Genomic DNA, 21,649 nt, shown 5'->3' with positions numbered 1-21,649 from the left:
TATGCGCGAGGTTACCGACTGCGGCCTGAGTTTTTTAAGTGACGTAAAATCGTGTTGAGGCCAACGCCCATAATGCGGGCAGTTGCCCGGCATCCAACGCCATTCNTGGCCATATCAATGATTTTCTGGTGCGTACCGGGTTGAGAAGCGGTGTAAGTGAACTGCAGTTGCCATGTTTTACGGCAGTGAGAGCAGAGATAGCGCTGATGTCCGGCGGTGCTTTTGCCGTTACGCACCACCCCGTCAGTAGCTGAACAGGAGGGACAGCTGATAGAAACAGAAGCCACTGGAGCACCTCAAAAACACCATCATACACTAAATCAGTAAGTTGGCAGCATCACCCAATAACTGAAAACAAATATGCTCAAATATGTCAAATCGTGAAAAGTATGTAATCCACACGCTGATTTATTTTATACAACCATAAAAATTCAGCACAATTCGCTCAAAGTTCAGGAGATTTTTTCCGCCGAGTGGGGGCATTTGTGGGGGATGGGGTTGACATCAATCTTCATATCCAGTACCACTAAAAGCATATCGCATTCGCCTGGAGCTTGATTGATGACTTACATTGCTCGTTTTAACGGTCTACTACTACTAAACGCATTCTCATTGCGCGGTAGACTGGTGGACGACATTCAGCATTAAGTCAGCTCCAGTTAAGACAAAAACCCGCGCCATTGCGCGGGTTTTTTTATGCTCGAAGCAAGGCGCCCTAAACACCAAGGACTTAAACCATGAGCCAGCAAGTCATTATTTTCGATACCACCTTACGCGATGGTGAACAGGCGTTACAGGCAAGCCTGAGTGTGAAAGAAAAACTGCAGATAGCTCTGGCCCTCGAGCGTATGGGCGTTGACGTGATGGAAGTGGGTTTCCCGGTCTCTTCTCCAGGTGACTTTGAGTCCGTACAAACCATCGCTCGTCAGGTTAAGAACAGCCGTGTGTGTGCCTTAGCCCGCTGCGTAGAAAAAGATATCGACGTTGCTGCGGAATCGCTGAAGGTCGCTGAGGCTTTCCGAATTCATACCTTTATCGCCACCTCGCCGATGCATATCGCGACGAAATTACGCAGCACGCTGGATGAAGTGATCGAACGAGCAATCTATATGGTTAAGCGTGCGCGTAATTATACAGATGACGTGGAGTTCTCATGTGAAGATGCGGGACGTACTCCTATCGCCGATCTGGCCCGCGTGGTCGAAGCCGCCATTAACGCCGGTGCCAAAACCATCAATATCCCTGATACCGTCGGTTACACCATGCCATTTGAGTTTGGTGGAATCATTTCTGGCCTGTATGAACGCGTACCGAATATCGATAAAGCCATCATCTCCGTGCACACCCATGATGATTTAGGTCTGGGCGTTGGCAACGCGCTGGCGGCCGTTCACGCCGGTGCTCGCCAGGTGGAAGGCGCAATGAACGGTATCGGCGAACGCGCCGGTAACTGCTCACTGGAAGAAGTGATCATGGCGATCAAAGTACGCAAAGATATTCTGAACGTACAGACCCGCATTAATCACCAGGAAATTTGGCGTACCAGTCAGTTAGTCAGCCAAATCTGCAACATGCCTATCCCGGCCAACAAAGCGATTGTTGGTAGCGGCGCGTTTGCCCACTCTTCCGGCATCCATCAGGACGGCGTACTGAAAAATCGTGAAAACTACGAAATCATGACGCCTGAATCCATCGGCCTGAACCAGGTACAGTTAAACCTGACCTCCCGTTCCGGACGCGCTGCGGTAAAACACCGTATGGACGAGATGGGATATAAAGAAAATGAATACAACCTGGACAACCTGTACGACGCCTTCCTGAAACTGGCGGATAAAAAAGGTCAGGTATTTGATTACGACCTGGAAGCACTGGCCTTTATTAACAAACAGCAAGAAGAGCCAGAGCATTTCCGTCTGGATTACTTCAGCGTGCAGTCCGGCTCAAATGACATCGCCACCGCCTCCGTCAAGCTGGCCTGCGGTGAAGAAGTGAAAGCCGAAGCGGCGAACGGTAACGGCCCGGTCGATGCCATTTATCAGGCCATCAACCGTGTTACCGAATACAACATTGAACTGGTGAAATATAGCCTGACCGCCAAAGGGCACGGTAAAGATGCGCTGGGTCAGGTGGATATCGTCGCCAACTATAACGGTCGCCGCTTCCACGGCGTCGGTCTGGCAACGGATATCGTCGAATCTTCCGCGAAAGCGATGGTCCATGTGCTGAACAACATCTGGCGCGCTGAAGAAGTCGAAAAAGAATTGCAACGCAAAGCTCAGAACAACGAGAACAACAAGGAAACCGTGTGATGTCGAAGAATTATCATATTGCTGTTTTGCCGGGTGACGGTATTGGCCCGGAAGTGATGGCGCAAGCCTTGAAGGTACTGGACGCAATCCGCAACCGTTTTAACATGCGCATTACCACCAGCCACTACGATGTGGGTGGTGCGGCCATTGATAACCACGGCCAGCCGCTGCCGCCTGCGACGGTTGAAGGCTGTGAGCAAGCTGACGCCATTTTGTTTGGCTCCGTTGGCGGCCCGAAATGGGAACATCTGCCGCCTAACCAGCAACCCGAGCGTGGTGCGCTGCTGCCGTTGCGTAAGCACTTCAAATTATTCAGTAACCTGCGTCCGGCGAAGTTGTACCAGGGGCTGGAAGCCTTTTGCCCGCTGCGCGCCGACATTGCAGCTAACGGTTTCGACATCCTGTGCGTACGTGAACTGACCGGCGGGATCTACTTCGGTCAGCCAAAAGGCCGCGAAGGCAGCGGACAACATGAAAAAGCGTTTGATACCGAGGTTTATCACCGTTTCGAGATCGAACGTATTGCGCGTATCGCGTTTGAATCCGCTCGCCAGCGTCGCCGTAAAGTCACATCGATTGATAAAGCGAACGTACTGCAAACATCGATTCTGTGGCGCGAAATCGTCAATGAAATTGCGAATGAATATCCGGACGTTGAACTGGCGCATATGTACATCGACAACGCGACGATGCAATTGATCAAAGATCCCTCCCAGTTCGACGTGTTGCTGTGCTCTAACCTGTTTGGTGACATTCTGTCTGACGAATGCGCCATGATCACGGGCTCAATGGGGATGTTGCCGTCTGCCAGCCTGAATGAGCAGGGTTTTGGCCTGTACGAGCCCGCTGGCGGTTCTGCACCCGATATCGCAGGGAAGAATATTGCCAATCCTATCGCGCAAATCCTGTCGCTGGCGCTGCTGTTGCGTTACAGCCTGGATGCCAATGATGCGGCAACCGCCATTGAGAGCGCCATCAACCGCGCATTAGAAGAAGGTATTCGCACCGGTGACTTAGCCCGTGGCGCTGCCGCAGTCAGTACCGATGAGATGGGCAATATCATCGCTCGCTACGTCGCTGAAGGGGTGTAATCATGGCCAAGACGTTATACGAAAAATTGTTTAATGCGCACGTCGTCTTTGAGGCGCAAAACGAAACCCCGCTGTTGTATATCGACAGACATCTGGTGCATGAAGTGACCTCTCCGCAGGCGTTTGATGGGCTGCGTGCGCATGGCCGCCAGGTGCGCCAGCCGGGTAAAACCTTTGCCACCATGGACCACAACGTTTCGACACAAACGAAAGACATTAACGCCTCCGGCGAGATGGCGCGTATTCAGATGCAGGAATTGATCAAAAACTGTAATGAATTTGGCGTCGAACTGTACGACCTGAATCATCCGTATCAGGGGATCGTCCACGTAATGGGGCCTGAACAAGGCGTGACGTTGCCGGGTATGACCATCGTCTGCGGCGACTCCCACACCGCCACCCACGGCGCGTTCGGCGCGTTGGCCTTTGGTATTGGCACCTCTGAAGTTGAACACGTGCTGGCGACGCAGACCCTGAAACAAGGGCGCGCCAAAACCATGAAGATTGAAGTCAACGGCAAAGCAGCCCCTGGCATTACCGCCAAAGATATCGTGCTGGCGATTATCGGTAAAACCGGTAGCGCGGGCGGCACCGGGCACGTGGTTGAGTTTTGCGGCGAAGCCATTCGCGAACTGAGCATGGAAGGCCGTATGACCCTGTGTAACATGGCCATTGAAATGGGTGCCAAAGCGGGTCTGGTCGCACCGGATAAAACCACCTTTAACTATGTGCAAGGGCGTTTACACGCACCGAAAGGCGAAGATTTTACCCACGCGGTTGAGTACTGGAAAACGCTGAAAACCGACGATGGTGCCACCTTTGATACCGTCGTCACCCTGCAGGCAGAAGAGATCGCGCCGCAAGTCACCTGGGGAACGAACCCGGGTCAGGTCATCTCGGTAAACGATAATATTCCCGACCCGGCATCATTTACCGATCCGGTGGAACGCGCATCGGCTGAGAAAGCGTTGGCTTACATGGGATTAAAACCGGGCATTCCGTTAACAGAAGTTGCTATCGATAAAGTGTTCATCGGTTCCTGCACCAACTCGCGTATTGAAGATTTACGCGCCGCAGCGGAAATCGCCAAAGGCCGTAAAGTCGCACCGGGCGTACAGGCGCTGGTGGTGCCGGGTTCTGGTCCGGTGAAAGCGCAAGCGGAAGCAGAAGGTCTGGATAAGATTTTTATCGAAGCTGGGTTTGAATGGCGTTTACCGGGCTGTTCGATGTGTCTGGCGATGAACAATGACCGCCTGAATCCGGGTGAGCGCTGTGCCTCCACCAGCAACCGTAACTTTGAAGGCCGTCAGGGCCGTGGTGGTCGCACGCATTTAGTCAGCCCGGCCATGGCCGCCGCAGCCGCCGTTACCGGTCATTTTGCCGACATTCGCAGCATCAAATAAGGAAACTACCATGGCAGAGAAATTTACCCAGCATACCGGCCTGGTTGTCCCACTGGATGCCGCCAACGTTGATACCGACGCCATTATTCCCAAACAGTTTTTGCAGAAGGTGACGCGTACCGGTTTTGGCGCCCATCTGTTCAACGACTGGCGTTTTCTGGACGAAAAAGGTCAACAGCCTAATCCTGAGTTCGTGCTGAACTTCCCGGAATATAAAGGCGCGTCCATTCTGCTCGCGCGGGAAAACTTTGGCTGCGGCTCTTCTCGCGAACATGCGCCGTGGGCGCTGACCGATTACGGTTTTAAAGTGGTGATCGCCCCAAGCTTCGCCGACATCTTCTACGGTAACAGCTTCAATAACCAACTGCTGCCGGTCACCCTGAGCGATGCGCAGGTGGATGAACTGTTTGCGCAGGTGTTAGCCAATCCGGGGATTAAATTTGAAGTGGATCTGGAAGCGCAGGAAGTGAAAGCGGGCGATAAGTCTTACAGCTTTAAAATCGACGACTTCCGCCGTCACTGCATGCTGAATGGTCTCGACAGCATCGGGCTGACGCTGCAGCATGAAGCGGCTATCACCGAGTACGAAAACGAGCAGCCAGCGTTTATGCGCTAGTCTTTTGTTATACCGGATGCGCTGCGCTTATCCGGCCTACATATGCGCTCCAATTGTAGGCCGGATAAGGCGTTTACGCCGCCATCCGGCACTTTATAAATCAAACATCCTTCACCCGCCCGGTCATCACCAACGTAACCACTGAAATCGCCGCGATTACCCAGTAAACGGCAAAATGTCCGTAACTTTGTGCAACAGCACCCTGAATCACCCCCGCCAGAATGACGCCGGTCGAAATACTGTTGGTAAATAATGTGGTCGCTGAACCCGCGCGTCCGGGCATCAGATCCTGAAACCACAGCATGCCTATCCCAGCGACAATACCGATGAATACGGCGTTAAACAGTTGCAATATAAGCAGAGCCGTATGGCTATGAAAGAAGATCAGCCCCAGATAAAACAGCACGCCGGCCGCCACGGCGACGATCATCATTCGCCGTTTACCAAAGTGTTTCACGTAGTAGCCCGCCAGAATCATCGCCGGAATTTCCAGCCCGGCAGCCGTCCCCATTAAAATGCCCGCCAGCTTATCGGGCAGCCCTAAATCCTGGCTAATCCACAGCGGCATATCGATGATGTACATGGTATTGCAGGTCCACATCAGCGTGGAGGCAATAAACAGCATCCGCACATTTTTGTCCTGCCAACCGCCGGTTTGTTCCAGCGGCACGTCAACGGACTGCGCCACCCGAGCGACAGACGGCAGTATCAGCGCAATCAGCACCAGGCTAATGGCAAAAATCCCTGCGGCAATGGAAAACATCGCCGTAAAGCCGTAATTCAGCGCCAGCATGAAGGCCAGCGGCGGTCCGATCACCCAGGCCAGCGAAAGCTGCGCACGCATCACCGAACTAAACATCACTACTTCACGCGCGGAGTTATCCGCATATTCCCGCGCCAGCGCAAACAACTGCGGCATGGCGGTATTCGCCAGCGAGGCCAGCAGCACACCGCAGGTGATCAACGTGAGATAATGGCGATTAAACGCAAACAGCAGCGCGTTGCCAATCGCCATCAGGCAGCAAAACATGATCAGCTTGCGCCGATCGCCCTGGCTGTCGGATCGTTTTGCAAGCCCGAGGCTAACCACGATCCCGGCAATCGCATTGACGGTGTAAAACAGCCCGACCCAAAATGGTTGCGCACCGACTTCACGGCTCAGGAACAGACTCAGGGTGGGTGCCTGCAATGCCCCTGCCACGCCCATCATAAAAGCGACCAGCATAAATGCCGCGTAAACGCCGTTGAGGCGCCGTCCCATGGTCATAATCCAGAGCATTGTTATCCCTATTGGTTGGGCTGATACGAAAAAAGCCAGCAGAAAAAATCTGCTGGCGGGTGATTTTACACCAATACTCAGTCACACATGATGTCTGCAATGCGTAATTCAGAGGTCAGGCTGTCACCTCCCACTGCATCAGTTCTTCGAGCATCTTTAAGCGCTGCGGTGCGCTCAGGCAAGCCAACCAGGACGTTTTTTCCGTCGCGGTAAAGTACTTCATATAGAACTGACGCATAGATGACCCCTTCGTTGTCTCATCGCTTCATCGGAATCTATTATTGGCTTAATATAGGGATAATAAAATTGCTGAATTTTTCGCAGGAGTTCCCCTTTTATGTCTTCTGGTCGTTTGCAACAACAGTTCATCCGTCTGTGGCAATGCTGTGACGGCAAAACGCAAGACACCACGCTGAACGAGCTGGCAGAGCTGCTTAGCTGCTCGCGCCGCCATATGCGTACCCTGCTTAATACCATGCAGGAGCGCGGTTGGTTAACGTGGGAAGCCGAGGTTGGACGCGGTAAACGCTCACGCCTGACATTCCTCTACACCGGGCTGGCGCTCCAGCAGCAACGCGCAGAAGACCTGCTGGAACAGGATCGCATCGATCAACTGGTGCAACTGGTCGGTGACAAAACGGCCGTCCGGCAGATGCTGGTTTCCCACCTCGGCCGCAGCTTTCGCCAGGGTCGGCACATCATGCGCGTTCTCTATTATCGTCCCATGCGCAACCTGCTACCTGGTACGGCGCTACGCCGCTCCGAAACCCATATCGCCCGACAAATCTTCAGCGCCTTAATACGGGTAAATGAGGAAAATGGGGAACTGGAAGCGGACATTGCCCATCACTGGCAGCAGATTTCACCTTTACACTGGCGATTCTTCCTGCGCCCGGGGATCCATTTTCATCACGGTCGTGAGCTGGAGATGGACGATGTGATCACCTCATTGACCCGAATTAACACGTTGCCTCTGTACTCGCACATTACACAAATCGTCTCTCCCACGGCCTGGACGCTGGATATCCATCTGTCTCAGCCCGACCGTTGGCTTCCCTGGTTATTGGGGCAAGTCCCCGCCATGATCCTGCCGCGAGAATGGGAAACGCTGAATAACTTCTCCAGCCACCCGATTGGTACTGGCCCATATGCGGTGATGAGAAACACCAATAACCAGCTGAAAATTCACGCATTTGATGATTACTTTGGTTACCGGGCGCTGATCGACGAAGTGAACGTTTGGGTGTTACCTGACATCGGCGAAGAGCCAGGCGGCGGTTTGACGCTAAAAGGTCCCACAGAGGATGAAAAGGCGATTGAAAGTCGCCTCGAAGAAGGTTGCTACTACCTGCTGTTTGATGCACGATCCCACCGCGGCGCAAATCAGGAGGTCCGCGAGTGGGCTAGCCGCGTACTCTCGCCAACCCATTTAATTTGCCACGCCGACGAACAGTATCAGCGACTGTGGTTCCCCGCCTACGGCTTACTGCCTCGCTGGCATCACGCCAGACCCGGCCATGGTGAAAAACCAGCCGGGCTGGAAACGCTGACGCTCACTTACTATCGCGATCACATCGAACACCGGATTATCGCGCAGATCATGAAAACGCTGCTGGCTGCGCATCAGGTGCAGTTGACTATTCAGGAGATCGACTACGATCAATGGCATGCGGGAGAAATCGTCAGCGATATCTGGCTAAACAGCGCCAACTTTACCCTACCGCTGGACTTCTCGCTGTTCGCCCATTTGTGCGAAGTCCCGCTGCTGCAAAACTGTATCTCACGGGACTGGGAAAACGATGCGGCTCGCTGGCGAACGGGCGAAATGAGCCTGGCAGCATGGTGCCAACAGCTGCTCGCCACCAAGGCCATTGTGCCATTAATCCACCACTGGCTGATCATTCAGGGACAGCGCAGTATGCGCGGGTTACGCATGAATACCCTCGGCTGGTTTGATTTTAAATCGGCGTGGTTTGCTCCGCCGGATCCTTAATTGCTGCTAAGCAACAAAATCATTACACTAACGCCGTTCTCAACGGGGTGCTAAATAAAAACATACACAGAATCATTCGATCTGCGTATGGGCTGAGAGATACCCGTCGAACCTGATCCGGATAATGCCGGCGAAGGGATTTGAGGCTTATCTCAAGTCCTTTGCCACCCAACTCTTGAGGTGCAAAGTGTTTAAAAAATGTCTTCCGCTTTTACTGCTGTGCGCAGCGCCTGTCTTCGCCAAACCTGTACTGACCGTCTATACCTACGACTCGTTCGCAGCTGACTGGGGCCCGGGCCCAACAATCAAAAAAGCCTTTGAAGCTGACTGCAACTGTGAATTAAAACTGGTCGCGCTGGAAGATGGCGTTTCATTGCTTAACCGCCTGCGCATGGAAGGAAAAAACAGTAAAGCCGACGTTGTACTCGGTCTGGATAACAACCTTCTGGAAGCCGCCACACAAACCAAACTGTTTGCCAAAAGTGGTGTAGCAAACGACACCGTTAACGTACCCGGCGGCTGGAAAAACGATACCTTCGTTCCGTTTGACTACGGCTATTTCGCCTTCGTTTATGATAAGAACAAGCTGAAGAATCCGCCCAAAAGCCTGAAGGAACTGGTTGAAAGCGACCAAAAATGGCGCGTCATTTATCAGGATCCGCGCACCAGCACGCCGGGTCTGGGTCTGCTGCTATGGATGCAGAAAGTCTATGGCGATAAAGCGCCAGAGGCGTGGCAGAAACTGGCAGCCAAAACCGTCACCGTCACCAAGGGCTGGAGCGAAGCCTACGGCCTGTTCCTGAAAGGTGAAAGCGATCTGGTGCTCAGCTACACCACCTCTCCGGCCTATCACATCATCGCCGAGAAAAAAGACAACTACGCCGCCGCTAATTTTAGCGAAGGCCACTATTTGCAGGTGGAAGTCGCCGCGCGTACCGCGGCCAGCAAGCAGCCGGAACTGGCCGAGAAGTTCCTGAAGTTTATGGTGTCTCCGGCATTCCAGAATGCGATTCCGACCGGCAACTGGATGTATCCGGTGACGCAGGTCGCCCTGCCGTCAGGATTCGAGCAACTGACTAAGCCAGCCACCGCGCTGGAATTTACGCCGCAGCAGGTTGCAGCTCAACGCCAGGCATGGATTAGCGAATGGCAACGCGCCGTCAGCCGTTAATCCCCGGCTGGCTGGTTCCAGGGCTTTCAGCTGCCACATTGATGGTGGCTGTCGCGTTGGCCGCGTTTCTGGCGCTGTGGTTTAACGCCCCGCAGGGAGAGTGGCTCTCGCTGTGGCAAGATGACTACCAGTGGCACGTGGTGCGCTTTTCTTTCTGGCAGGCTTTTCTATCCGCTGTGCTGTCGGTTGTCCCGGCGATTTTCCTTGCCAGAGCGCTCTATCGTCGCCGTTTTCCAGGACGTCTGGCGCTGCTGCGTCTGTGCGCAATGACGTTAATCCTGCCGGTGCTGGTCGCGGTATTCGGCATTCTTAGCGTCTACGGTCGCCAGGGTTGGCTGGCCTCACTCTGGCAAGTCTTCGGGCTGGAATGGACCTTTTCACCGTACGGTTTGCAGGGCATTCTGCTGGCGCACGTCTTTTTCAATCTGCCGATGGCCAGCCGTCTGCTGTTGCAGTCGCTGGAGAATATTCCCGGCGAGCAGCGGCAGTTAGCCGCTCAGTTAGGTATGCGCGGCTGGCATTTCTTCCGTTTTGTTGAATGGCCGTGGCTGCGTCGTCAGATCCTGCCCGTCGCAGCACTCATCTTTATGCTGTGCTTCGCCAGCTTCGCCACCGTTTTATCGCTGGGCGGTGGGCCGCAGGCCACCACCATCGAGCTGGCTATCTATCAGGCGCTGAATTTTGATTACGATCCTGCCCGCGCAGCCATGCTGGCGTTGATCCAGATGATTTGTTGTCTGGCACTGGTGCTGCTCAGCCAACGTTTGAGCCGCGCCATCGCCCCCGGCACCACGCTGGTTCAGGGCTGGCGGGATCCCGACGATCGTCTGCACAGCCGTCTGGCTGACTTAATTCTGATTGTTCTCGCTCTGTTGCTGTTGCTTCCGCCGTTGCTGGCGGTGATTGTCGATGGCTTAAACCGCCATGTACTGGATGTTCTTAGACAACCCGTACTGTGGCAGGCGCTGGGAACCTCGCTGCGCATTGCGCTGGCGGCAGGTGCGTTGTGCGTCATACTCACCATGATGCTGTTATGGAGTAGTCGTGAACTGCGTGCCCGACAACGGGCGCTGGCAGGGCAAATGCTGGAGCTGAGCGGCATGATGATCCTCGCCATGCCGGGTATCGTGCTGGCAACCGGCTTCTTTCTGCTGCTCAATAACACTATTGGGCTTCCCGAATCTGCCGACGGCATTGTTATTTTTACCAATGCGCTGATGGCGATCCCTTATGCATTGAAGGTGCTGGAAAACCCAATGCGTGACGTCACTGCGCGCTATAGTATGTTGTGCCAGTCGTTGGGCATTGAGGGATGGTCGCGCCTGAAAGTGGTTGAACTGCGCGCCCTGAAGCGCCCGCTGGCACAGGCGATGGCATTTGCCTGCGTGCTGTCGATTGGCGATTTTGGCGTAGTGGCGTTATTTGGTAATGAGGATTTCCGCACCCTGCCGTTTTATTTATATCAGCAGATTGGCTCTTATCGCAGTCAGGATGGCGCGGTTACGGCGTTATTACTGCTGATCCTGTGCTTTACGCTGTTTACCGTTATTGAGAAATTGCCGGGTCGAAATGTTAAAACTGATTGATATCACATGGCTTTATCACCATTTGCCCATGCGCTTTACGTTGTCGGTCGCGCGCGGTGAGCAGGTAGCGATACTCGGGCCAAGCGGCGCCGGGAAAAGTACGCTTCTGAATCTGATTGCCGGCTTTCTGACACCTGCCAGCGGCACGATGACGATTGCAGGTGAAGATCACACCACCACACCGCCCTCTCGTCGCCCGGTTTCGATGCTGTTTCAGGAAAACAACCTGTTCAGTCATCTGAACGTGCAGCAAAATATCGGCCTGGGCCTGAATCCAGGATTGAAGCTGAACGCATCGCAGCGGGAGAAAATGCTCCATATCGCCCGGCAAATGGGTCTTGATAACCTGCTGGACAGGCTTCCGGGCGAGCTTTCCGGCGGGCAGCGACAACGTGTGGCGCTGGCGCGTTGCCTGGTGCGCGAACAACCTATTTTGCTACTTGATGAACCGTTCTCTGCGCTTGACCCTGCGCTGCGCCAAGAGATGTTAACGCTGGTGGCCGAAGTCTGTCGCGAGAAGCAGCTGACGTTACTGATGGTTTCCCACAGCGTAGAAGATGCGGCGCGCATTGCGACGCGTTCTATTGTGGTCGCCGACGGACGCATCGCATGGCAGGGCAAAACGGATGCGTTATTAAGCGGTCAGGCCAGCGCCTCGGTGCTATTGGGCATCAAACCCCATATTTCGTAGGCCGGATAAGGCGAGGCCGCCATCCGGCAAAGGAATCGTCAGTAACCCACAACTTTACGCAGAATATCGATATATACCGGCATCAGCGGGTGACGCAATAACGCCACCAGCGCAACCACGCCAATGCCGAGCGTCAACGGCGCCAGATACAGCAAACGGCTGCGGGGGAAATACGCGGTTAAGCGATCGACAGCCGCTTTGCCACTGCGCCATAGCCGCCAGCAAAACCAACCGCCTACCCACAACAGTAGCGCCGTCGCCAGCAGCAACCATTTGAAATCCCCACTCTGCATATCAGCAGGAATATCAATTGCCGCCCCCGCCAGGATCCCCGGCAGAAAATAGAACGGCGGCCACAACACGCAGCCGATGATATTGGGCACAATAAATTTCGCGACAGGCAGATCCAGCATGCCCGCCACCATCGGCACCAGCGGTCGCGTCGGACCAACAAAACGTCCCACCAGAATAGTAAACATGCTGTGCTGATGCAGCGCGTGCTCGGTTTTATCCAGCAATGCCTTGTTCTTTTTCATGAACGACCAACGGTGCAGCGGCTTTTTAAAGCGCCAGCCCAGCCAGAAGGAGATCCAGTCTCCCAATAAGCAACCAATGATGCCCGCAAGCCAGGCATGCCAGAAGTTCAGTTCGCCACTGCCAATCAGCGCCCCCAGCCCGGCCATCATCACGGTACCGGGCAGGATCAGGCCAACCAGCGCCAGCGACTCCAGAAAGGCCACCAAAAGTACGGCGATCAGAGAGTACAGGGCGGACTGGAGAATAAAGTGTTCCAGCAATGCTTGCATAATGTGTCCGTCAGATTTACGAAGCAGGGATTCTGCTAACCCTTCTCAACTTCGTCAAGCCATCAATTGTCTGAATAGATTGCGAGTTATGACAACTTTCAGGACACATCATTCACTTTTTATTCACATCCGGCGCGAAACTCGCTCGGACTGGCACCGGTACATTTTTTGAAAACGCGCGAGAAATAGAGCTGGTCGTCGAAGCCAACATTGCGACCCACCGTAGCAATAGGCATACGGGTGGTACTTAGCAATAGCTTGGCCTGGCTGATACGCTGATCCTCGCGCCAGCTTAATACGCTGATGCCCAACTGTTGGCGGAACAGATGCGACAACCGGGACGGTGACAGGCAGACATGCTGCGCAACGCTGGCAATATCAAAATTACTGTCCGCCAGATGATCGCTGATGTACTGGCAGGCATCGCGCACACGATTGTCCATGGGTGGGTGCAGCGATTCATTAATGGCGTCCATACGTCTGAGCAATAATTGCTCCAGCAGGTTTATCGCCAACAGTTCGGAATAGCGCCCTTCCCCCTGTCCGGCATGAATGATCTGTCCAAACAGTTCGTTAAAATGCGGCTGGTGCGCTTCATCCGGGCGGAAAAAACCGGTCTGGGCAAAGATTGCCGGCCAGGCCAGCCACTCCTGCCAGTAGGCGCGCGGGCGAAAATAAACCCACTGGTGATACCACTCGCTGGCGTCAGGATGGCGTCCGTAGTGGTGAATTTCTCCGGGAGGAAACAGCAAAATATCCCCAGGACGACAGACAAACTGCTGGCCCTGATTATTGATAACCCCCTCGCCACGGATGGTGAGATTGAGGATGTAGCCCTTCATCCCCAGCGGCCTGTCGATAAAAAAATCCAGGTATCCGTTCGCCTCAATGGGGGTTAATCCGGCCACCAAATGCGCGTTAAACGAATAGCCTGGCAGCAGGGGATCGTTTTGCGTTTCAGCCATAATTTCAATACTCCCTAGGTTCTGCTAAGAAACAATTTGTCCATATTATGCCAGACATCATCGCCGTCGCCGCTGCGGGCCGCTGTGTTTGCGGTAATGGACCATCAACCCCGCTTGTGAAAAGCACTTTGTAAAAAACATGTCCCAAGCCAACGTCAAAATCGGCTAACAAAAGTGTCTATAACTACGGCAGAAATGTCCACATTGATTATTTGCACGGCGTCACACTTTGTGATGTCACAGCATTTTAATCCATAAGATTAGCGAATCCTGCCTGACGGTTTTTATCCCTGGTCACTACTGTTTATCCATACCCGTATTTTTGGATGGAGTAAAACGATGGCGATTACAATTGGCCTCGATTTTGGTAGTGATTCAGTACGCGCGTTGGCAGTGGAATGCGCCACCGGTGAAGAAATCGCCACCAGCGTAGAGTGGTATCCACGTTGGCAGGAAGGGCAATATTGTGATGGCCCGAACAACCAGTTTCGCCATCATCCGCGCGACTATATTGAATCGATGGAAGCGGCGCTGAAAACCGTGCTGGCCGAACTGAGCGCTGAACAGCGTGCGGAAGTGGTCGGAATTGGCGTTGACAGTACCGGCTCAACCCCAGCGCCCATTGATGCAGACGGTAACGTACTGGCGCTGCGTCCGGAGTTCGCTGAAAACCCGAACGCCATGTTTGTCCTGTGGAAAGATCACACCTCAGTCGAAGAAGCGGAAGAAATTACCCGTCTGTGCCACACGCCGGGCAAGATCGATTACTCCCGCTATATCGGCGGTATTTATTCCAGCGAATGGTTCTGGGCCAAAATCCTGCATGTGACCCGCCAGGATGATGCGGTTGCAGAGGCTGCGGTTTCATGGATTGAGCTGTGCGACTGGGTTCCGGCCCTGCTCTCCAATACCGTACGCCCGCAGGATATTCGCCGCGGACGCTGCAGCGCCGGACACAAATCCCTGTGGCATGAAAGCTGGGGCGGTCTGCCGCCAGCCAGTTTCTTTGATGAGCTCGACCCCATCCTTAACCGCCATCTGCCATACCCAATGTTTACCGATACCGTCACGGCCGACCTGCCGGTTGGCACCCTGTGCGCCGAGTGGGCGCAGCGTCTGGGGCTACCGGAAAGCGTGGTGATTGCAGGCGGCGCTTTTGACTGCCATATGGGCGCAGTCGGCGCGGGCGCACAGCCCAATACGCTGGTAAAAGTCATCGGTACCTCAACCTGCGACATTCTGATTGCCGACAAACACAGCGTCGGCGAACGCGCGGTGAAAGGCATATGCGGCCAGGTTGATGGCAGCGTAGTGCCTGATTTTATTGGTCTTGAGGCGGGACAGTCTGCTTTCGGCGATATCTATGCCTGGTTTAGCCGCGTACTGAGCTGGCCGCTGGAGCAGCTTGCCGCGCAGCATCCGGAGCTGAAGACCCAGATTAAAGCCAGCCAAAAACAACTGTTGCCAGCGCTCACCGAAGCCTGGGCGAAAAATCCGTCGCTGGATCACCTGCCGGTGGTACTCGACTGGTTTAACGGTCGCCGTACGCCCAATGCCAACCAACGTTTGAAAGGGGTGATTACCGATCTCAATCTGGCCACCGACGCACCAGCGCTGTTCGGTGGGCTGATTGCCGCCACGGCCTTTGGCGCGCGCGCAATTCAGGAATGCTTCACCGAACAGGGCATTGCGGTTAATAACGTGATGGCGTTAGGTGGCATCGCCCGCAAAAACCCGGTCATCATGCAGACCTGCTGTGACGTGCTGAACCGTCCGCTACAAATCGTTGCTTCCGACCAGTGCTGCGCACTCGGTGCGGCTATCTTCGCCGCCGTAGCCGCTAAGGTCCACGCGGACATTCCCGCCGCCCAACAAAAAATGGCGAGCGCCGTAGAAAAGACGATGCAACCTCGCCCAGAACAGGCTCAACGTTTTGAACAGCTTTACCGCCGCTACCAGCAATGGGCAGTAAGCGCTGAACAACAATACCTTCCGACTGCCATGCCGGCGCAAAAAACACCGGTAAACCAGGCAACCCTGACACATTAAGGACACGACAATGACGATTTTTGATAACTATGAAGTGTGGTTTGTGATTGGTAGCCAGCATCTGTATGGCCCTGAAACCCTGCGTCAGGTAACCCAACATGCCGAGCACGTCGTTAACGCACTGAATACTGAAGCTAAACTGCCCTGCAAACTGGTCTTAAAACCGCTGGGTACCTCGCCTGACGAAATCACCGCTATTTGTCGTGACGCCAACTATGACGATCGCTGCGCAGGGATGGTGGTCTGGCTGCATACCTTCTCGCCGGCGAAAATGTGGATCAACGGCCTGGCGATCCTCAACAAACCGCTGATGCAGTTCCACACCCAGTTTAACGCCGCCCTGCCGTGGGACAGCATTGATATGGACTTTATGAACCTGAACCAAACCGCGCACGGCGGTCGTGAGTTCGGCTTCATCGGCGCACGTATGCGTCAGCAGCACGCCGTGGTCACCGGTCACTGGCAGGACAAACAGGCACACGAACGCATCGGCTCCTGGATGCGACAGGCCGTGTCCAAACAGGACACTCGCCATCTGAAAGTCTGCCGTTTTGGCGACAACATGCGCGAAGTTGCGGTCACCGATGGCGATAAAGTTGCCGCGCAGATCAAATTCGGCTTCTCGGTAAACACCTGGGCCGTGGGCGATCTGGTGCAGGTCGTGAACGCAATTAGCGACGGCGAAATCAACGCGCTAATCGATGAGTATGAAAGCACTTACACCATGACGGCGGCAACGCAAGTCCACGGTGAAAAACGTCAGAACGTCCTGGAAGCGGCCCGTATTGAACTGGGGATGAAGCGCTTCCTGGAACAGGGTGGATTCCACGCCTTCACCACCACATTTGAAGATTTACACGGCCTGAAACAGCTCCCGGGTCTGGCCGTACAGCGTCTGATGCAGCAAGGCTATGGTTTTGCTGGCGAAGGCGACTGGAAAACCGCCGCTCTGCTTCGCATCATGAAGGTGATGTCAACCGGTCTGCAGGGCGGCACCTCATTTATGGAGGATTACACCTACCACTTCGAGAAAGGCAACGATCTGGTACTTGGTTCGCACATGCTGGAAGTGTGCCCGTCCATCGCGGTGGAAGAGAAACCGATCCTCGACGTACAACACCTCGGCATCGGTGGTAAAGACGATCCCGCCCGTCTGATCTTCAACACCAAAACCGGCCCGGCCGTGGTTGCCAGCCTGATCGATCTCGGCGATCGCTATCGTCTGCTGGTTAACTGCATCGACACCGTACCAACCCCACATGAGCTGCCGAAACTGCCGGTGGCAAACGCACTGTGGAAAGCCCAGCCGGATCTGCCAACCGCATCTGAAGCCTGGATCCTTGCCGGAGGCGCGCACCACACTGTCTTCAGCCACGCGCTGGATCTGAACGATATGCGCCAGTTCGCAGAAATGCACGATATCGAGATCGCCGTGATCGACAACGATACCCGTCTGCCAGCCTTTAAAGACGCGCTGCGCTGGAACGACGTGTATTACGGTTTTAAACGCTAAGATACGGATTGCCCGGTGGCACTGCGTTTACCGGGCCTACGATCCTGTAGGCCGGATAAGCGAAGCGCCATCCGGCAGGGAGACAATAATGTTAGAAGATCTTAAACGTCAGGTGCTGGAAGCCAATCTGGCGTTGCCTAAGCACAACCTGGTCACCCTAACCTGGGGCAACGTTAGCGCCGTCGATCGCGAACGCGGCGTATTTGTGATTAAACCATCCGGTGTCGATTACAGCGTAATGACCGCAGAAGATATGGTCGTCGTCAGTATCGCTACCGGTGAAGTGGTGGAAGGTAATAAAAAGCCCTCTTCCGATACCCCAACGCACCGTCTGCTGTATCAGGCTTTCCCGACCATTGGCGGCATTGTTCACACCCATTCCCGTCATGCAACCATCTGGGCGCAGGCGGGGCAGTCTATTCCCGCCACGGGGACCACTCATGCGGACTATTTCTACGGCACGATTCCCTGCACACGGAAAATGACCGACGAAGAAATCAACGGCGAATATGAGTGGGAAACCGGTAACGTGATCGTTGAAACCTTTGAGAAACAAGGCATTGATGCTTCGCAGATGCCAGGCGTGCTGGTGCACTCTCACGGTCCGTTTGCCTGGGGAAAAAATGCTGAAGATGCTGTACACAACGCTATCGTGCTGGAAGAAGTGGCCTATATGGGGATCTTCTGCCGCCAGCTCGCGCCGCAATTGCCGGATATGCAACAAACCCTGTTAGATAAACACTACCTGCGCAAACACGGTACAAAAGCCTACTACGGACAGTAACCTTGATATAAGCGCGTTTTAGTCGTCACGCGCTTTATTTCTACTCGGCTATATATTCAGCAAAAGCACTTTGATAAACACAGTTATTAGAACAAACATACTCAATCACATTGTCATAATTCCCATGAGTTTCCTCTCCTTCCAGAGAATGGAAGAAAATATAATCTGTTATCGTTGACTGCCATTTCTGCCCACGCAACAAATAATTAATTACCGTATCACGATGACCATTTCTTCTGTCATGCCCCTGCCAGTGAAAAAAAGCGTTTCCACTTTCAATTATTTCAGCCCGCCAAATTTGTCCGGCCCATGTTTTGTACTCAATATATTTGCTCACAGTTTTGATTGATGGGTTTGAAAGTTGAGTGTTAACAAACAGATAATACTGGTATCCAGGCAAAATCGCCTGAGTATAGACATTCATAAAAACTCCATTTCATCATTTTCCCGGATATGTATTAAGAAGCACCCGAACAGCAAGCTGAGAATAAAATCATATCCCGAGATAAAAACCAAATTATACAGAGAGACTCCCGACGAATTCGAACTGAAAATCCGTTTCTATTCGGCAATAAACATGATTAAATATATATTATATTTCAAACTCATATCCGGATGCTTCGAATAAAATCTTTACATCAACCATTAATAAACACAAATGAAAAAAGTAACTTTTCCTGAATCCGAGAAAGATGTAGCAAAAATAAATAAGCACAAATCTGAAAAATAGCAAACATCCGATAATGGACTTAATAATACCAATCAATAACCCAGATGGACAGTTTCCATTTAAAACAACAGCTACACAAATAAAATAGTTCACTGCAACGCGTCTTAGGCACGGCATTCATATATTAAATGCGAAGACAACCCAGGCTGACACAACACATTTTTTACTCAGAGACGCTTTTTACTCCAGCGTATACCGCGTTTTACGCCTAATAACTGTACAAAAAAACAGTACACCAGAGTAAACCAGGTTATAATAGTGTCTGGCTTTTTGACGGATACACAGCGTGGCGCAGGCAGGCTTTATTCTAACCCGACACTGGCGGGACACCCCGCAGGGAACTGAGGTCTCATTCTGGCTGGCTACAGACGATGGCCCGCTGCAGGTCACGCTCGCGCCTCAGGAGTCAGTCGCGTTTATTCCCACCAGTCAGGTCCCTCGCGTCACGTCATTATTACGCACTGAAAACGGCTATCGCCTGACGCCGCTTCAGTTGCAAGACTTCCACCGCCAGCCCGTTTCCGGCCTGTATTGCCGCTCACATCGCCAGCTCATGCGGCTGGAAAAACTGCTGCGCGAAAACGCAGTCACCGTCTACGAAGCTGACGTACGGCCGCCGGAGCGGTATCTGATGGAGCGCTTTATCACCTCCCCTGTTTGGGTCGAAGGCGACAGACATGACGACATGCTGGTTAATGCCCGCCTGAAGCCGAACCCTGACTATCGGCCACCGCTAAAATGGGTATCGCTGGATATCGAAACCACGCGCCACGGCGAACTCTACTGCATCGGTCTTGAGGGCTGTGGGCAGCGTATTGTCTATATGCTCGGTCCGCCGAATGGCGATGCCTCCCGGCTGGATTTTGAACTTGAGTACGTCGCAAGCCGTCCGCTGTTGCTGGAAAAGCTCAATGACTGGATTGCCCTTCACGATCCTGATGTGATAATCGGCTGGAACGTCGTGCAATTCGATTTACGCGTCCTGCAAAAGCACGCCGAACGCTACCGTATTCCCCTGCTTTTTGGTCGTGATAACAGCGAACTGGAGTGGCGCGAGCATGGCTTCAAAAATGGCGTGTTCTTCGCGCAGGCTAAAGGTCGCCTGATTATCGACGGCATTGAGGCGCTCAAATCCGCATTCTGGAATTTCTCATCGTTCTCGCTGGAAACGGTGTCGCAGGAGCTACTGGGCGAAGGGAAGTCAATTGATAATCCCTGGGACAGGATGGACGAAATCGATCGCCGGTTTGCCCAGGATAAGCCCGCGCTCGCTACCTACAATCTCAAAGACTGTGAGTTGGTCACGCGTATTTTTCATAAAACCGAGATCATGCCATTTCTGCTGGAACGATCGACGGTCAACGGTCTGCCGGTCGACCGGCACGGTGGTTCAGTTGCCGCCTTCGGACATCTCTACCTGCCGCGCATGCACCGGGCGGGTTATGTGGCACCGAACCTGGGTGAAGTCCCCGCGCACGCCAGCCCAGGTGGCTACGTGATGGACTCGCGCCCAGGCTTATACGACTCGGTACTGGTGCTGGATTATAAAAGCCTGTACCCCTCAATAATTCGTACTTTTTTAATCGATCCGGTGGGGCTTATCGAAGGGATGGCGCAGCCGGATCCGGAGCACAGCACCGAAGGGTTCCTTGACGCCTGGTTCTCACGTGAAAAGCACTGCCTACCGGAAATCGTTACCCGGATCTGGCATGGGCGCGATGAAGCAAAACGCCACGGGAATAAGCCGCTCTCGCAGGCGCTGAAAATCATCATGAACGCATTTTACGGCGTGCTGGGAACCACCGCCTGTCGCTTTTTCGACCCGAGACTGGCCTCGTCCATTACCATGCGCGGTCATGCGATCATGCGCCAGACCAAAGCACTGATTGAAGCTCAGGGTTACGACGTTATCTATGGCGATACCGACTCGACCTTTGTCTGGCTGAAAAAGGCGCACTCAGAAGATGATGCCGCCCGGATTGGCCGTGAGCTGGTGAGCTATGTCAACGACTGGTGGGCGCAGTCCCTGAAGCAACAAAACCTGACCAGCGCGCTGGAGCTGGAATTTGAAACCCACTTTTGTCGATTTCTGATGCCGACCATTCGCGGTGCAGATACCGGCAGTAAAAAGCGCTACGCCGGGATGATTCAGGAAGGTACAGAGCAACGCATGGTGTTTAAGGGCCTGGAAACGGTAAGAACCGACTGGACGCCACTGGCCCAACAGTTTCAGCAGGAGCTATACCTGCGAATTTTTCGTAACGAACCTTATCAGGAGTTTGTTCGCGAGACTATCGACCGTCTGATGGCGGGTGAACTGGACGGCCAACTGGTGTATCGCAAACGCCTGCGTCGCCCGTTAAGTGAATACCAGCGCAATGTGCCGCCACACGTGCGCGCCGCGCGCCTCGCCGATGAGCAAAATGTAAAGCTGGGACGTCCGCCGCAGTATCAGAATCGCGGCACCATTAAATATGTCTGGACGATAAATGGTCCAGAAGCCGTGGATTATCAGCTTTCAGCCCTTGACTACGAGCACTATTTGACCCGGCAGATCCAGCCCGTAGCCGAGGGAATACTTCCCTTTATCGATGATAACTTTGCTACACTACTCACAGGGCAACTGGGGTTATTTTGACGCGTGACGAAACCGTCGCCATCCA

18 protein-coding genes, 1 pseudogene and 1 riboswitch are annotated in these 21,649 nt (G+C 53.7%); of the genes and pseudogenes, 13 read left to right on the top strand and 6 right to left on the bottom strand.

Annotated elements, in window-relative coordinates; genetic code table 11:
* A pseudogene (locus tag OGY19_RS09600) lies at positions 1-287 on the bottom strand (IS1-like element transposase); the annotation flags it as partial.
* Between the two features lie 274 nt (positions 288-561).
* Between OGY19_RS09600 and leuL the strand changes: the two are divergent.
* The 5 genes from leuL to leuD all read left to right on the top strand — a co-directional run bounded on the left by leuL (position 562) and on the right by leuD (position 5,419).
* Positions 562-648: a leu operon leader peptide gene (gene leuL, locus OGY19_RS24445; RefSeq protein ID WP_075551415.1), complete on the top strand. Its 87-nt coding sequence runs from the start codon at positions 562-564 to the stop codon at positions 646-648.
* 89 nt (positions 649-737) lie between these two features.
* Positions 738-2,309, top strand: a complete 1,572-nt coding sequence (leuA, locus tag OGY19_RS09595; protein ID WP_048212702.1) for a 2-isopropylmalate synthase — start codon at positions 738-740, stop codon at positions 2,307-2,309.
* Positions 2,309-3,400: a 3-isopropylmalate dehydrogenase gene (gene leuB, locus OGY19_RS09590; protein WP_048212703.1), complete on the top strand. Its 1,092-nt coding sequence runs from the start codon at positions 2,309-2,311 to the stop codon at positions 3,398-3,400. Before leuA ends, leuB begins: the two co-directional genes overlap by 1 nt.
* A gap of 2 nt (positions 3,401-3,402) precedes the next feature.
* Positions 3,403-4,803 carry a 3-isopropylmalate dehydratase large subunit gene (leuC, locus tag OGY19_RS09585; protein WP_115600974.1) on the top strand — a complete coding sequence of 467 codons (1,401 nt, stop codon included), beginning with the start codon at positions 3,403-3,405 and terminating at the stop codon, positions 4,801-4,803.
* Between the two features lie 10 nt (positions 4,804-4,813).
* Positions 4,814-5,419, top strand: coding sequence for a 3-isopropylmalate dehydratase small subunit (gene leuD, locus OGY19_RS09580; protein ID WP_115600975.1), 606 nt, complete (start codon positions 4,814-4,816; stop codon positions 5,417-5,419).
* A 100-nt stretch (positions 5,420-5,519) separates the two neighbouring features.
* Here leuD and OGY19_RS09575 read toward each other — a convergent pair whose 3' ends face one another.
* Positions 5,520-6,698, bottom strand: coding sequence for a sugar efflux transporter (locus OGY19_RS09575; RefSeq protein ID WP_115600976.1), 1,179 nt, complete (start codon positions 6,696-6,698; stop codon positions 5,520-5,522).
* Between the two features lie 115 nt (positions 6,699-6,813).
* Positions 6,814-6,936, bottom strand: coding sequence for a glucose uptake inhibitor SgrT (sgrT, locus tag OGY19_RS09570; RefSeq protein ID WP_061067234.1), 123 nt, complete (start codon positions 6,934-6,936; stop codon positions 6,814-6,816).
* Positions 6,937-7,035: 99 nt separating this feature from the next.
* On the opposite strand from sgrT, the gene sgrR reads away from it, so the two are divergent.
* From sgrR to thiQ, 4 genes are all read left to right on the top strand, one after another.
* Positions 7,036-8,691: an HTH-type transcriptional regulator SgrR gene (gene sgrR, locus OGY19_RS09565; RefSeq protein WP_061067233.1), complete on the top strand. Its 1,656-nt coding sequence runs from the start codon at positions 7,036-7,038 to the stop codon at positions 8,689-8,691.
* A gap of 33 nt (positions 8,692-8,724) precedes the next feature.
* A riboswitch (TPP riboswitch) is annotated at positions 8,725-8,848 on the top strand.
* Positions 8,849-8,878: 30 nt separating this feature from the next.
* Positions 8,879-9,862, top strand: a complete 984-nt coding sequence (thiB, locus tag OGY19_RS09560) for a thiamine ABC transporter substrate binding subunit (RefSeq protein WP_115600977.1) — start codon at positions 8,879-8,881, stop codon at positions 9,860-9,862.
* Positions 9,838-11,448, top strand: coding sequence for a thiamine/thiamine pyrophosphate ABC transporter permease ThiP (gene thiP / locus OGY19_RS09555; RefSeq protein ID WP_115600978.1), 1,611 nt, complete (start codon positions 9,838-9,840; stop codon positions 11,446-11,448). The genes thiB and thiP overlap by 25 nt, the downstream gene beginning before the upstream one ends.
* On the top strand, positions 11,432-12,139 hold the full coding sequence (thiQ, locus tag OGY19_RS09550; RefSeq protein WP_115600979.1) for a thiamine ABC transporter ATP-binding protein ThiQ: 708 nt from the start codon (positions 11,432-11,434) through the stop codon (positions 12,137-12,139). The genes thiP and thiQ overlap by 17 nt, the downstream gene beginning before the upstream one ends.
* A 38-nt stretch (positions 12,140-12,177) precedes the next feature.
* Here the strand turns inward: thiQ and OGY19_RS09545 are convergent, their stop codons facing one another.
* Together OGY19_RS09545 and araC are read right to left on the bottom strand one after the other, a co-directional pair.
* Positions 12,178-12,945, bottom strand: coding sequence for a DedA family protein (locus OGY19_RS09545; protein ID WP_061067229.1), 768 nt, complete (start codon positions 12,943-12,945; stop codon positions 12,178-12,180).
* Positions 12,946-13,064: 119 nt separating this feature from the next.
* Positions 13,065-13,910, bottom strand: coding sequence for an arabinose operon transcriptional regulator AraC (araC, locus tag OGY19_RS09540; protein ID WP_048212712.1), 846 nt, complete (start codon positions 13,908-13,910; stop codon positions 13,065-13,067).
* Positions 13,911-14,249: 339 nt separating this feature from the next.
* Here araC and araB point away from each other — a divergent pair, with 339 nt between their 5' ends.
* From araB to araD, 3 genes are all read left to right on the top strand, one after another.
* Positions 14,250-15,959, top strand: coding sequence for a ribulokinase (gene araB, locus OGY19_RS09535; RefSeq protein ID WP_115600980.1), 1,710 nt, complete (start codon positions 14,250-14,252; stop codon positions 15,957-15,959).
* Positions 15,960-15,969: 10 nt separating this feature from the next.
* A complete protein-coding gene (gene araA / locus OGY19_RS09530; RefSeq protein ID WP_101741371.1) occupies positions 15,970-17,472 on the top strand; it encodes an L-arabinose isomerase in 1,503 nt (500 codons plus the stop codon).
* Positions 17,473-17,560: 88 nt separating this feature from the next.
* Positions 17,561-18,256: an L-ribulose-5-phosphate 4-epimerase gene (gene araD, locus OGY19_RS09525; RefSeq protein WP_115600981.1), complete on the top strand. Its 696-nt coding sequence runs from the start codon at positions 17,561-17,563 to the stop codon at positions 18,254-18,256.
* A 40-nt stretch (positions 18,257-18,296) separates the two neighbouring features.
* Here the strand turns inward: araD and OGY19_RS09520 are convergent, their stop codons facing one another.
* A complete protein-coding gene (locus OGY19_RS09520; RefSeq protein WP_115600982.1) occupies positions 18,297-18,680 on the bottom strand; it encodes a DUF4751 family protein in 384 nt (127 codons plus the stop codon).
* Between the two features lie 592 nt (positions 18,681-19,272).
* Here OGY19_RS09520 and polB point away from each other — a divergent pair.
* Positions 19,273-21,624 (top strand): DNA polymerase II, encoded by a 2,352-nt coding sequence (polB, locus tag OGY19_RS09515; protein ID WP_115600983.1) that lies wholly within the window; start codon positions 19,273-19,275, stop codon positions 21,622-21,624.
* Positions 21,625-21,649 lie beyond the last annotated feature (25 nt).

Origin of the sequence: Citrobacter sp. Cy070, assembly GCF_030332245.1 — a bacterium.
In the GTDB taxonomy this organism is placed as follows: Bacteria; Pseudomonadota; Gammaproteobacteria; order Enterobacterales; family Enterobacteriaceae; genus Citrobacter; species Citrobacter youngae.
Note: the sequence above shows the minus strand (reverse complement) of the source record. Positions and strands in the feature narration are given on the sequence as shown.